The sequence below is a fragment of the Streptomyces sp. NBC_00154 genome (assembly GCF_026342835.1).
Classification (GTDB): Bacteria; Actinomycetota; Actinomycetes; order Streptomycetales; family Streptomycetaceae; genus Streptomyces.
Window position 1 is genome coordinate 1,355,428 of the sequence record NZ_JAPEMI010000001.1, and the last position, 12,844, is coordinate 1,368,271.

9 protein-coding genes are annotated in these 12,844 nt (G+C 69.1%); 6 read left to right on the top strand and 3 right to left on the bottom strand.

Annotation, left to right across the window (positions count from 1 at the left end; genetic code table 11):
• Positions 1-304 precede the first annotated feature (304 nt).
• On the bottom strand, positions 305-4,177 hold the full coding sequence (locus OHA03_RS05985) for an endo-alpha-N-acetylgalactosaminidase family protein (protein ID WP_267001466.1): 3,873 nt from the start codon (positions 4,175-4,177) through the stop codon (positions 305-307).
• Between the two features lie 349 nt (positions 4,178-4,526).
• Between OHA03_RS05985 and OHA03_RS05990 the strand changes: the two genes are divergently transcribed.
• Positions 4,527-5,753, top strand: coding sequence for a glycoside hydrolase family 64 protein (locus tag OHA03_RS05990; RefSeq protein WP_267001468.1), 1,227 nt, complete (start codon positions 4,527-4,529; stop codon positions 5,751-5,753).
• A 69-nt stretch (positions 5,754-5,822) separates the two neighbouring features.
• On the opposite strand, the gene OHA03_RS05995 is transcribed toward OHA03_RS05990, so the two are convergent.
• Entirely contained in the window at positions 5,823-6,347 is a 525-nt protein-coding gene (locus OHA03_RS05995; protein ID WP_267001470.1) for a hypothetical protein, read from the bottom strand.
• 236 nt (positions 6,348-6,583) lie between these two features.
• Between OHA03_RS05995 and OHA03_RS06000 the strand changes: the two genes are divergently transcribed.
• From OHA03_RS06000 to OHA03_RS06020, 5 genes are all read left to right on the top strand, one after another.
• Positions 6,584-7,195: a YceI family protein gene (locus OHA03_RS06000; protein WP_267001472.1), complete on the top strand. Its 612-nt coding sequence runs from the start codon at positions 6,584-6,586 to the stop codon at positions 7,193-7,195.
• Positions 7,196-7,325: 130 nt separating this feature from the next.
• Positions 7,326-7,979 (top strand): class I SAM-dependent methyltransferase, encoded by a 654-nt coding sequence (locus OHA03_RS06005; RefSeq protein ID WP_267001474.1) that lies wholly within the window; start codon positions 7,326-7,328, stop codon positions 7,977-7,979.
• A 373-nt stretch (positions 7,980-8,352) separates the two neighbouring features.
• A complete protein-coding gene (locus OHA03_RS06010; protein WP_267001476.1) occupies positions 8,353-9,714 on the top strand; it encodes an SGNH/GDSL hydrolase family protein in 1,362 nt (453 codons plus the stop codon).
• A 320-nt stretch (positions 9,715-10,034) separates the two neighbouring features.
• Positions 10,035-10,934 carry an aldo/keto reductase gene (locus OHA03_RS06015; RefSeq protein ID WP_267001478.1) on the top strand — a complete coding sequence of 300 codons (900 nt, stop codon included), beginning with the start codon at positions 10,035-10,037 and terminating at the stop codon, positions 10,932-10,934.
• Positions 10,935-11,084: 150 nt separating this feature from the next.
• On the top strand, positions 11,085-11,258 hold the full coding sequence (locus OHA03_RS06020) for a hypothetical protein (protein ID WP_158716017.1): 174 nt from the start codon (positions 11,085-11,087) through the stop codon (positions 11,256-11,258).
• A 176-nt stretch (positions 11,259-11,434) separates the two neighbouring features.
• Here the strand turns inward: OHA03_RS06020 and OHA03_RS06025 are convergent, their stop codons facing one another.
• On the bottom strand, positions 11,435-12,805 hold the full coding sequence (locus tag OHA03_RS06025; protein ID WP_267001484.1) for a hypothetical protein: 1,371 nt from the start codon (positions 12,803-12,805) through the stop codon (positions 11,435-11,437).
• Between the last annotated feature and the right edge of the window lie 39 nt (positions 12,806-12,844).

The following is a 12,844-nucleotide window of genomic DNA, read 5'->3' on the forward strand; positions in this document are numbered from 1 at the left end:
CCGGACGGTCCACGACCGGTTCGCCCGAGTGGGTGATGGTCAGCCGCACGGCCTCGCGAAAGGCGTCCCGCACGGCTGCGGGCACGACGTCCGCGGCGTCCGGACGGAGCGGGAACCGACGGAGGTGGAACGAGCCGCTGATCCGCTTCTCCCACCGCACCGCCCTTGGCGGGCACGGCGGAGTCCGGTGAGAATACCCCGGCCTTGCGGCCCCACCCCTTCCGCACGTCCTCGCGGACGCGCTCCTGGGAAGGGGTGGGGCCGGGATCGGCCCCACCCCTCTCACTGCTCACTGCCGGCTCATTCAGCTTCCGCAGTGGAACCGTGCGTTGCCCCAGTCCGCGTGGTCGTTGCCGTTGCCGTCGCCGCCGTCCGCGACGACCAGCTCGACGTACTTCGCGCCGGTGACGTCCGCCGTGAGTGACCAGGCCGTGTCGGCCGCCTTGAGGACCGGCGACTTCACCTTCTCCGTACCGTCGGCCCTGACGCCGAACTGCACACTGCCCGCGGTCTTCTGCACATCGTCCACGCCCACCTCGGCGGTGAACGACGTGCACCTGCCGCCCAGGTAGTAGCGGATGTTCGCCGGGGCGTGGCTACCGAGCCCCTTGGCGTAGACGGTGCCACCGATCGTCAGCGGTGTGCCGTCGCCGGCGCCCGTCTCACCGTTGGAGAGGTCGCGCTCGACCGGTCCCCAGCCGTTGCTCGACGCCGTCCAGTCCAGGTCGCTGGCCCAGCTGTCCGTGGTGGGCGGCGGCGGCAGGGTCCGTACGGACGTCTGCGCACCGAGGGTCCGCTCCGCCCCGCCGACCGTGTACGACGCCTCGGCGCTCAGGCTGTACGTCCGGTACTCGGCGTCCACCGGCGGGGTGACATGCCAGCTGCCGGTGACCTTGGCGCCCGCCGCCACGGAGTCGAAGGTGACGGCACCCACGGGCTCCGCCTTCCAGCCGTCGGGGACGGTGAGGCCGACCGACACGTCGGTCGCAGCCGTCGCCTCGTAATTGGTGAAGCTCGCCTTGACGACGTTGGCCGTGCCCGGCTCCAGGGTCTCGGCGGCCGGGTCGACGCTGAGCGTGCCGCAGGCGGCCAGCTCACCGGCGGGGGCCGGACCGAGGTCGGTCACGGTGAACCCGTCGAGGACGAAGTCGGCGCCCTCGGGTGCGTCGTCGCGCTTGCGGAGCCCGGTCCAGGTGTCGCCGCAGCCCGCCGTGACGGTCTCGGAGTAGTGCCCGGTGGTGCGCTGCTGACCGATCGCGGTGGTCCGGGTCTCGACCGAGTCGGGGTTGCCGTCGGCCGTGATCCGGTCGTAGCCGTCGACCCACTCATAGGCGCCGGCGTGGCTGGACCGGTAGTCGTACTCGATCTTGTACCGGTGACCGTCGGCCATCGGCACCGTCCAGGGCGCCGTCCGGTAGACGAGTCCGCTGTTCTCCTCGTGGGCCTTGAGGGACTCCTTGCCGCCGATCACGTCGTCGACGAGCTTCCCGTTCCAGCCGGCCTGGGTGTAGGGGGCGTGCAGCTGGGAGATGACGGTCCGGGGGTCGGTGGAGCCGCCCGCATCGCCCTTGAGGAAGGGGCCCCAGCCCTGGTCGACGTCCTCGAAGTCCTCGTACACGACGGTGTTCTTCTTGGTCGCCGGGGCGTTGGCGACGATCCGTACGTCATCGGCCCGCACCGTCGCGGCGCTGCCCCTGGCCGCTTCGATACGGAACGTGGTGCGGCCGTCCGCGGGGGCGGTGAAGTTCACCTTGGCCCGCTGGAAGTACGTACCGTGCCAGTCCGAAGCGGCGACGTAGTCCTCGGCCGTGGAGCGGTCCACGGCGACGGACCTGCCGCCGATCGAGAGCCTCGTGTGCCGGGTCTTTCCGCGCTGGACCTCGATCAGCGCGGAGGCGGTGTAACGCGCGCCGGGCTTGAGGCCGGAGATGCGCTGTGCGACGGCGGCCGGGCCGTCGCCGGAGAGCTTCGCGCTGTTGCGGCCCTGGTCGTCGGTGTCACGGGCGACGGTGCCGGTCTTCGACCAGTCGTCGAGCCCGTTGTCGTTGAAGCCCGGGTCGTCGACCGCACTGCCCTCGCCCCACTCCGGGTCGGCGGCGGCGGGTGCGTGGTCCGGGTAGAGGACGTACGGCTGTCCGGCGGTGGCCGTCAGCGTGATCTTCCCGTCGACGGGCCGGATCGTACCGGCCTTGACCCGGCCGTTGTCGGTGAGCTTGTAGACGGTGTACGCGCCCGTGGAAGGCACCGACCAGCTGCTCGTACCACCGGACTTGCTGTAGTGGTACAGCTTCTTGCCGCCGTCCCACGGCAGCAGGTAGTCGGTGCCGCTGAGCACCTTGCGGCCGTGGTCGTAGAAGGTCCGCCTGCCGTCCTCGACCGTGCCCCGGACACCGCCGGTGAGGGTGATGTCGTTGCCGTCCCAGCGGGTGATCTTCTGCTGCTGGAGGTACTTGGCGGGCAGGTTGCGCTGCCAGATGTTGTCGTAGAAGGCGTTCCAGTCGGTCTCGCCGGTCCAGCCCTCGAACTCGTCGATGGCGGTCTGGCCGAGGACCGGGTCGTTGTTCCAGACGTCCTTCTCGCTGTTGCGAATGAACCGGATGATCTGCGAGTTGAGGCCCTTGTTGGTGGCGCCGCCGTAGTCGAGGTCATTGGCCCAGTGCGACCAGAGCGAGCCGCGCTCGAACTTGTCGGCCCACTCGGTGGCGACGTTCCAGCCCTGCTTCTGCACGGACTGCAGGGTCTTGTCGGCGATCCAGCCGTGCGTGTAGTAGACGTCGATGTAGAGCAGACTGAGGTTGGGGTCGGTCTCGTCGCGCAGCTGCTGGAAACGGCGGGCCAGGTTGCCGCTGTTGATGTCGTTCCGCTGGTCGATGTAGTAGCTCTGGCCGAGCCAGTTCCAGCCGGGCTTCGTCTTGTCGACGAGCTTCTCGTCGAAGGCGTGGGCGTCCGCGTACGCCTCGGTGGCGTTGACGTGGACGCCGAAGGTGGCACCCCACTTCTTGCCGTCCTTCAGCAGCGCGTTGAGGTCCTTCAGCCCGCCGGCGCGCTTGTTGTAGTTGCCGCCGTAGTCGGGGTGGGCGGAGTCGTGGCCCTCGGAGGCGTACCCCTTGAGCAGCGCCAGCTGACCGAGGCCGTCGGTGGCGAGCGAGACCCGCTTGACGTCGTCGAGGGTGCGCAGGAACGGGTGGGTGGCCTGGCTCGCGAAGTTGAACGGGATGTGGGTGATCACCCGGTTCGCGGTGTCGTCGCTGCCGGGCGCGGTGACGCCGATGGTGCGGAACGCGACGGCGCCGTCCTGCCAGTCGACGGCCTTGTCCCCGTTGGCGTCGGGGGTGACGACGACCTTGGCCCAGGGCAGGTTCGCGCCGCTCTCCGGCTTCGGTGCGCCGGAGCCGCGGTAGGTCCACTGCCCGGACCAGATGCCGACCCGGACGGTGCCGTCGTCGGCCTTGCGGGCCTGGTGCCAGAACCGGGCGTCATCGCCCCCGGTGGCGCCGGACGGCTTGTCGTACGAGGAGTTGGACTCGACGGCCGCAGCGAGCGAGCCGGTGTTGACGATCGCGTACGAGGCGCCGACCGGCGCCTTGTCGGCGGCGGTGTCCGCGGTGACCCGGGCGAAGACGTCGGCGGTCTTCGTCGAGTCCGGGTCGAGGCGGGTGAACGCGGTGGCGGCGCCGGTGTCCGTGGAGCCGACGGACACCAGGTCGTGGCCGGGGATGTCGATGGTGCCGACCCGGAACGCCTCGGTGTCGCGGACGGCCGTCACCTTGAAGGTGGTGGTGCGTCCGGAGACCGAGAGCGAGGCGTCGATCTCCACGCCGGGCAGGTCGGGGAAGGTGAGCGTGTACCGCGCGGTCGTGGCGGTGACCTCGGGCGCACCCTTCGGCTGCACCTGGTGCGCGGCACCGTTGAGGGTGACGGCGGTCACCGGCTGTGTACTGCCGAGCAGTTGGTTGCCGCTGTCCCGGTCGGTGTACGACAGGACACGCGGGAAGTCGTCGGCGACAGCGACCGAGAGCTGCGGGGATCCGATGACGGCGGCATCCGCGGGGACGGCCGTGACGGCTGCGGCGGGGAGCGGGGTGGCGGCTGCGGCGGGGAGTGCGGTCCCCACGAGCGCCAGGACGGCGGCTGAGGCGGCGGCGACAGCGCCCGCCGAAGTGAATCTTCGCGACATGTGCCCTGAGTAGTCCCCATGTCGGGACACCGTCAACGACGTGGGACCTCGATGTGCGTGCCAGTCCAACAACCGCGTTGCGTAAGTCCAAGTGGCCGGTGGGCGGGCCGAGGCGGGTGCGGTGTTCACTTCCTGACCGCACAGTCAGGACCCGCCTCGCAGTCGCCCGCCAATTACCGTTCCCACTCGACGAGTTGTGAAGAATTCTCTTTCTTGAGAGCGCTCTCAGTCACAACCCTTGACGCTCATGGCGGCCGTCGCAAGAGTGGTGCGCACCGCGGACGCCCCTTGTTCCGAATCCCCGCACGATCGCTCCCGTCCGCGGCCCCCACACCTCAGGAGTCCCCCCGTGATCTCGCGCAGACTGTTCCTGACGGGCGCCGCCGCCACCGCGACCGCGCTCACCTACCCCGCCTGGGGAAGTGCCCTCAGCCCGCACGCGTCGGCGGCCGCCGCCACCTGTGAACTGGCCCTGGAGAACCGCTCACTGCCCGGCACGGTCCACGCCTATGTCACCGGCCATGAGCAGGGCACCGACCGCTGGATGCTGCTGCGGGCCGACGGCAGCGTCTACCGCCCCGACTCCCCCGCCGCACCGCAGACCCCGCTGCCGGTCGACTGCGCCATCCCGCTGAAGCCGGCCGGCGCCGGGCCCGTGATCCTGACGCTTCCTCAGATGTACGGGGCCCGCGTCTACTTCGTACGCGACGACAAGCTGGACTTCTTCCTGAACCCCGGCCCCGCGCTGGTCGAGCCGGCGTTCGCGACGTCCGCCGACCCGAACTACGGGCGGACCTGGTCGTTCTGCGAGTTCACCTTCAACCCGCAGCAGCTGTACGCGAACATCAGCTACGTCGATCTGGTGACCGCGCTGCCGATCGGCCTGGCACTGGAGGGCGACACGACGCACACGGTCGCGCCGCTTCCGAACGGTGCCGTGCAGCGGATCGCCGACGCCCTGACCACCCAGGCGGCGGCCGACGGACAACCGTGGGACAAGCTGGTGACCCGTGGCACGGACGGCGACGTACTGCGGGTTGTCTCGCCGCAGAACCTGATGGCGCCGTATTTCGACCGGCCGGACCAGATGCCGTTCCGGGACCTGTTCACCGCACAGATCGACCAGGCGTGGGAGAAGTACCGGGGTACGGATCTGCGGATCGATCTCCAGGGCGGCCGGGGCGTACGGACCGGGCGGGTCGTCGGCGACATCCTGACCTTCGACGGCGGCCACACCTTCACCAAGCCGGTGTCGAAGGACATCTTCACCTGCAACCACGGGCCGTTCACCAACAACCCGGGCGACTCCGACGACAAGAAGGCCCTGCTGGCGCGGCTGGCAGCGGGCTTCAACCGGTCCCTCATGCTCTCGCACCCCGACCAGCCGAACGGCACGACGGTGGCGGACTACTACCGGGGCGCGGTGACGAACCACTGGTCGCGCGTGGTGCACGCGAACACCCCGATCGGGTACGCGTTCCCGTACGACGACGTGCGTCCCGACGGTGAGCCGGACGTCTCCGGGGCGGCGAACGACGGCAACCCGCGGCGGTTCACGGTGAGCGTGGGCTCCTGAACCACGGAGAAGTACAGCCAGGTGCCCCCGCCCGGGACCTTCCGGACGGGGGCACCTGCGCGCGCGGGTTCAGCAGCCGCCGCAGTTGTAGTAGAGGACGTCCCAGTGGTTGCCCTCGTCCGCGTAGATGTTCCCGGAGCCGGACTGGTACTGGGGAGCGCCGTCTCCACGGAGCCCTATGTAGCTGAAGGCGTTGTGGATGTAGTTGGTGAGACAGGTGGACTTGCCGTAGTCGAGCTTGTAGCCGTTCCAGTGCGAGTACGTACCGCTGGCGTGGCCGGTCTCGGTGCCGCCGGTGATGTTGAGCGCGCAGCCGGTGGCGCTCTTGAGGGTCTGGGCCCCCTGGGCGGTGGCGAGGTTGAGCTGCTCGAAGGATGTGCAGGTGGGGTTGTTCCGGTCGGAGCAGCCGCCGGAGGACGACCAGGTGATGCCGGACGAGCGGAACATGGACGTCGCCTGTGCGTGCGTGAGCTTGGTGACGGCGTGGGCCTCGGTGGCGCCGCTGCCGAAGGCGCCGACGCCGGGGGCGAACGCGGCGCCGAGGACGAGGGCGAGGGCGGTCAGGACGGGGCGCAGTGTCATACGGGACACCATGGGGGACTCCTCCTGCTCATGACAACAAGGGCAGGGAGATAGTGCCCGAGTTCTACGCGCGTCCGCCAGAGGGCATCGGACGCCGCCGCGGCGAGCGCCGTCACCCCTGTGGACGCACCACCGAAATCAGTCGGCACCAGATGTTGAACTTTGAACAAGGTGCAGCTACAGTCGATGTCGTTGAAGGTTAAACAATGACCTCGACCCCCGCTCGATCAAGTCCCCGAGGAGGAGCCATGGCTCTGTTCAACCGCAAGTCCGCCGCCGCCCCGTCCACCACCGCCGTGGACCCGGCCCTGACCGCGCTGACCGGCACGTACACGATCGACCCGTCGCACAGCAGCATCGGCTTCACCGTGCGTCACGCCATGGTCACCAACGTCCGCGGCTCCTTCGGCGACCACGAGGGCACGCTGACGCTGAACGGCACCGACCCGCACCACTCCACCGCCTCCATCGACGTCAAGATCGCCAGCGTCGACACCGGCATCGCCGACCGCGACGGCCACCTGGTCAGCGGCGACTTCTTCGACGCCGAGAAGTTCCCGCTCATGACGTTCCGCTCCACCCACGCCGAGCAGCTCGGCGGCGACAAGTACCGCATCACCGGTGACCTCACCATCAAGGACGTCACCCGTCCGCTCGCCATCGACCTGGAGTTCAACGGCTCCGCCACCGACCCCTACGGCAACGAGCGCGTCGGCTTCGAGGGCGGCGCGGAAATCCTCCGCTCCGACTGGGGCCTGACCTGGAACGCGGCGCTGGAGACCGGCGGCGTGATGGTCAGCGACAAGGTCAAGCTGAACTTCGACATCTCCGCGATCAAGGCCGCCGCCGCGCAGGCCTGATCCTCGGAAGCACCCCGACCCGAGCGCGCCCGCCTTCCACTCCCCCGCCGGGGAGGAAGGCGGGCGCTCGGCGTTTCCCTCCGCCGCGGTTCCAGCGCGTTCCCGCGCGGGGAGCAATAGGGTCTGCGGCATGGCCGAGCCGTCCTACCTACGCGAAACCCGGGTGTCGTACGACACCGTCGCCGTCGACTACGCCGAGCTCGTGCGCCCCGCATTCGAGGCCGATCTGTTGGGGCGCTCGATGCTGGGCGCATTCGCCGAACTCGTGCGAGGAGCCGGCAACGGCCCGGTCGCCGATGTGGGTTGCGGACCCGGCCATGTGACAGCACATCTCCGCTCCCTCGGCCTGGCGGCATTCGGTGTGGATCTGTCGCCGGGGATGGTCGAAGTGGCCCGGCGGGACCACCCGGATCTGCGGTTCGACGTCGGGACGATGACAGCCCTGGAGTCGGCGGACGGCGAACTCGGCGGCATCGTCGCCTGGTACTCCATCATCCACACACCACCGGAAGTGCTGCCGACGGTGTTCGCGGAGTTCCACCGGGTGCTGGCCCCTGGAGGCCACCTGCTGCTCGGCTTCCATGTCGGCGACGAACGACGGCGCAAGGAGACGGGGTACGGCGGCCACGCGATGACCCTCGACGTCCACCTGTTGCCACCCGACCGCATTGCCGAGTCGGCGACCCGCGCCGGGCTCGTGGTGCACGCCACGCTGATCCGCGAGCCGGAAGGTGCGCGAATTCCGCAAGCCTGCCTTCTGGTGCGCAAACCGAGGAATTCATAACCGTCGAACGGCAGCGGAACAAGGCGGGCAGGTCACGCATCACGGCATCAATTCCTCGGTGTTCCAGCACTTTCCGAGACGCCCCGGAAAGCTGGGAAATGCGCGGAGCCGTCGCGCCGCTCGACGTTCGGACGACCCCGGTTCTGCGCACTCCGCGATCCGGACGCGCACACGTCGCAGACATTTGACGCATAGTCAGTTCAGGGGTGCAGGGCACCTTGCGTCACATCGCCCCCTTTCCCACTCTGCGAAAGTTTCGGTATTCCACCGACTCAAGTCGGATCGTGAAAGGTTTCTTGACACCCAGTAACCAGCCCGTTTACCGTCACCGCCACAGCGTGCGTGGATCATTGTGATGGAGGGGACGCAGTTCATGGCCCGAAAGTTTTCGATCGTCGGCCTGACCGCAACAGTGGCTCTTGCGGCCACCGTGGCGACGGCCTCCGCTGTGGGAGCCGTGGGCACGGAGGGCACCCACAAGGCACCGGGTCTGTCCGTTGACGCTAAACCGCAGCAATCGAACAACCACTGGGTGAATACCTGGACGTCGATGCCGCAGTTGACCGAGCCCGCCAATATGCCGCCTGCGCCGTTCACGCAGGACAATCTGGTCCTCGCCGACAGCACCCTGCGACAGACCGTCCACATGGCGGTCGGCGGACAGCAGATGCGACTGCGCTTCTCCAACGCGTTCGGTGGTGCGGCACTGCCCATCACCGCGGTCTCGGTCGCGCTTCCGGCCGGCGGGCGGGCCGGCGACAGTGCGATCCAGCCGGAGACCTCCCGGAAGGTGACCTTCCACGGCCGGCCTTCGGCGGTCGTTCCGGTCGGGTCGGAGATCGTTTCCGATCCGCTGGACTTCGATCTGGAGCCCGGATCCAACCTTTCCGTGACCATCTACCTGGCCGAGGGCCAGGCGTCCAACTCCATCACCTCGCACCCCGGTTCCCGGACCACGTCATTCATGCAGGCCGGCAACCATGTCGAGGACACAGACCTGGCGGGGGCGGCATCGACCGCACACTGGTACTTCCTCAGCGGAGTCGAGGTGTGGTCCAGAGGCACCACTGCAGCGGCTGTCATGCTGGGCGACTCGCTCACCGACGGCCGGGGCTCCACCACCAATATGAACAACCGCTGGCCGGACCAGCTGCAGGACAGGCTGCGGTCGCGCCGGGACACCGCCGGCACCGCGATCCTCAATCAGGCGGCGGGCGGCAACCGGGTACTGAACGACGGTCTGGGCCCCAACGCCCTGTCACGGGTGGACCGTGACGTACTGGCACAGAGCGGAGTCGAGTGGCTGCTCGTCTTCGAAGGCGTCAATGACATCGGCACGGCCGACGCCTCGGAAGCCGCCCAGAAGCAGGTGGCGGACGATCTGATCGCGGCCTACGACCAGATCATCGTCCGGGCGCACACGCACGGGATCCGGGTGTACGGGGCGACGCTGACGCCCTTCGGCGGCAACACCGCGTACGACGACCCGGACGGATACCGGGAGCAGGCCCGGCAGACGGTCAACAAGTGGATTCGCACCAGCGGCCGGTTCGACAGCGTGATCGACTTCGATCGCGTGGCGCGTGACCCGCAGAAGCCGGGACAACTCCTGCCGACGTACGACGACGGCGACCACCTGCACCTGAACCCGACCGGTTACCAGGCCCTGGCCGACGCCGTTCCGTCCCGACTGTTCCGGCAGGAGCCGCTGCCGCGGGGCTTCGGCTTCAACTAGCCCCGGCCCGGGCCGGTTTCGGCCACGCCGACAGCCGCATCACACGTCTGTGATGCGGCTGTCGGCGTTGGGTATTCCGGACGGCGAAAAGCCGGAAGCACGGGCGACCACTGGACGGACCGTCAGCCCGAGCTATACCCTGCACACATGAAGATCAGATAGAAAGACACACCTTCTTCGGCGAATTTATCAGCTATCGAGCAGGAGCGCAAGCCATCGTGGCCCGCGGTGCACAGCCCGCGTAAACCACCTGCCAACTCCCCCGCCACGTCACGAAGTTGCCCTTCGTACGTTCCGAACACCACCTGAAGGGTCACCTCATGACCTCGGAGACGATCACCGCGACAGCCTCGGGCAGCTGGAAGCTCGGTGACCTGACCGTCAACCGACTCGGATTCGGCGCGATGCGCCTGACGCAGAACGGCAAGGCCTTCAGCGCCGACAGTCCGTCCAGCGATCGCAGCCGGTCGACAGCCGTGCTGCGCCGCGCGATCGATCTCGGTGTGAACCACATCGACACCGCCGCGTTCTACTTCTCGCCGCTGCGCTCCGCCAACGAGCTGATCAACCGGGCGCTGGCGCCGTATCCCGAAGATCTCGTCATCACCACCAAGGTCGGTCCGGTGCGGGACGCTTCAGGCGCGTGGCGGACTCCGGCGAGGCCCGACGAACTGCGCGGCCAGGTCGAGGAGAACCTGCGCCAGCTGGGCCGCGACCACCTCGACGTCGTCAACCTGCGCGTCATGGGCCAGGAGTCCGTCTCCGAGCACTTCGGCGCGCTGGCCGAGCTGCGCGAAGCGGGGCTGGTCCGCCACCTCGGAGTCTCCGGCGTCACACCGGAACACCTGGCCGAGGCACAGGCCATCGCCCCGGTGGTCTGCGTGCAGAACCGGTACGGCATCGACGCGCACAGCGCGGACGACGACGATCTCCTGCGGGCCTGCGGCGAGATGGGCGTCGCTTTCGTGCCGTTCTTCGCGATCGCCGGCGCGGGGCGCGAGCAGGGCGCGAGCGCCGGGGACGACGACGGGCTGCTCGCCGTAGCCCGCGCACACGGAGCCACGGTCGCGCAGGTCCGGCTGGCCTGGACGCTGCACCAGGGCCCGCACGTCCTGGCCATACCGGGCACCGGCGATCCCGACCACCTGACCGCCAACGTGGCCGCCGGAGCGCTGCGGCTCTCGCGGGACGAACTGGCGGGGCTCACCAGGAACCGTTGACCCCATTGGGCTCTCTGGAGTCGCTGGTTGTACGAACACGGTGTGGTCTGGCATTGCGCACCGCGATGAGAAGCGGGCGCCGGCTGGGGCAGCCCGTGCTGAAACGCCGGGACGGCTCCTGCCCGTGTAGACCGAGAAACGGAGAAGTCAATGCCGCACAACGAGGGTCAGCGCGTGGAGTACCTGGACCAGGAGAACAAGCGGTGTCAGGGCGAGATCACCAAGGTCAGCGGCAGCGGACCGGCGACCACCTACACCATCAAGAACGAGAAGACGCACCGTGACGACAAGGTCCGGGAAATGCAGATCGAGCAGGATCTGTAACAACTCCTCCCCCCGCTGATGCGCTGCCCCGACCTGCCTACGCCAGGTCCGGGCAGGCCGCTGATCCTGGGAAAGCACGAGGGCGTCCGCACCCGCGGTGAAGCGGCTGTGCGGGCGCCCTCATCGCTGGGCCCAGGGACTTCCCGGCAGAGCCTGCCGGTGCGCAGTTTCGGCTCTCAGAAGCCGCCGCCACCGAAATCGCCGCCCCCGCCGAAATCGCCACCGCCGCCGAATCCTCCGCCGTCGCCTCCGCCCCCGAAGTCGGACGCGTCGAAGTCGGAGCCGGAGTAGTCACCGCCCGAGTAGTCGCCGTTGCCGAAGTCGCCGCCGCCGTAGTCCGCCGCGTAGGCCGGGGACGAGAGCATCGAGCCGAGCAGGGTGCCCACCAGCAGGCCGGGGAGCAGGCCGCCGCCGAAGTAGCCGCCCGCCCAGGGGCCGTACGCCGGGCCCGCCTCCCAGTACGGGCGGCGGCGGCCGTCGCCCGTGTCGACCGTGCGGCTCAGCGGGTCCTCGCCGTCGCGCAGCCGGATCTCGTCCACGCCGCAGACCGGGACCTCGCGCGGTGCGCCGCCGGACGGCGTCCACACGGCATCGGCCACCGAAGGACCGTGGCGCGGGTCGAAGAAGCACGGTGGGCGGCGGTCAGGCAGGCGGCTGCCTGAGCGGCGGGCTTCCAGGACTGCCAGGGAGAAGCGGCCGTCCTCCAGGGCCTGGGTCACCCCGCGAACGTCGGACGGGTGCTGGGCCTTGTCCATGCGGGACTTCGCGCTCTCGTACGAGTCCAGTGCCCGCTCGTAGTCGGCGCGCATCGCGTCGTCGGCGCCGGCCTCCGCCGGGTGGAAGTCGAGGCGGTCGAGGGTCTCACCGTATGCGGTGATGTCCTCGTCCACGACGACCCGCAGCTTGTCGAGCGCCGCCCGTTCCTCATCGGCCTTGCGGCGGCGGTTGCGGCGGACGATCGCGTACGCGGTCCCACCGCCGATCACAGCGAGCGCGCCGACCGTGATCAGTGCGGTCACGCCGGATCCCGTGTCGTTCGAGCCGCCGCTCCAGGAGGCGGGTGCGTGACCGCGCGCCTGGGCGACGGCCTGATCGACGAAGGTGGTGAGTTGGGTGGTGGCGTCCGTAGCGGTGCCGGGGGCCTGCAGGGCCGCGGAGAGGTTCTGGCGGGCCGTGACAGACATGACCGACCGGTCCGCGCCCAGCTTGAACGTGTCGCCGAGGCGGATTCCGTACACGCCGGTGATCCCGGTGTCGTTGCGCAGCGTCCGCAACACCGTGGCCTCGGGGAACGCGGAGGTCCGCGGCAGCACAGCCACGAAGACCGGCTTGTCCGCGTCCTTGATCTTCTTGGTCAGGGCGTCGGCCTGACTCGCGGACAGCTGGTCCGCCGCTGCCGGATCGACGTACACCGGGCCCTGGCGCAGGGCCCGGGCCACATCGTTGATCGTCGTGGCGCTCGGCGCAGCCGGGGCCATGGCCAGCATGGCTGCCGAGAGCATCAGCAGCAAACCGGCCAGCAGGGTCGGGAACAGCCTGTTCCGCATATATCGACGCTAACCCAGGTGGGCGACAAATGCTCCGCC

Coding starts and splice junctions, on each gene's coding strand:
- OHA03_RS05985 (WP_267001466.1), bottom strand. CDS start 4,177: ATGTCGCGAAGATTCACTTCGGCGGGCGCTGTCGCCGCCGCCTCAGCC.
- OHA03_RS05995 (WP_267001470.1), bottom strand. CDS start 6,347: ATGGTGTCCCGTATGACACTGCGCCCCGTCCTGACCGCCCTCGCCCTC.
- OHA03_RS06000 (WP_267001472.1), top strand. CDS start 6,584: ATGGCTCTGTTCAACCGCAAGTCCGCCGCCGCCCCGTCCACCACCGCC.
- OHA03_RS06005 (WP_267001474.1), top strand. CDS start 7,326: ATGGCCGAGCCGTCCTACCTACGCGAAACCCGGGTGTCGTACGACACC.
- OHA03_RS06010 (WP_267001476.1), top strand. CDS start 8,353: ATGGCCCGAAAGTTTTCGATCGTCGGCCTGACCGCAACAGTGGCTCTT.
- OHA03_RS06015 (WP_267001478.1), top strand. CDS start 10,035: ATGACCTCGGAGACGATCACCGCGACAGCCTCGGGCAGCTGGAAGCTC.
- OHA03_RS06020 (WP_158716017.1), top strand. CDS start 11,085: ATGCCGCACAACGAGGGTCAGCGCGTGGAGTACCTGGACCAGGAGAAC.
- OHA03_RS06025 (WP_267001484.1), bottom strand. CDS start 12,805: ATGCGGAACAGGCTGTTCCCGACCCTGCTGGCCGGTTTGCTGCTGATG.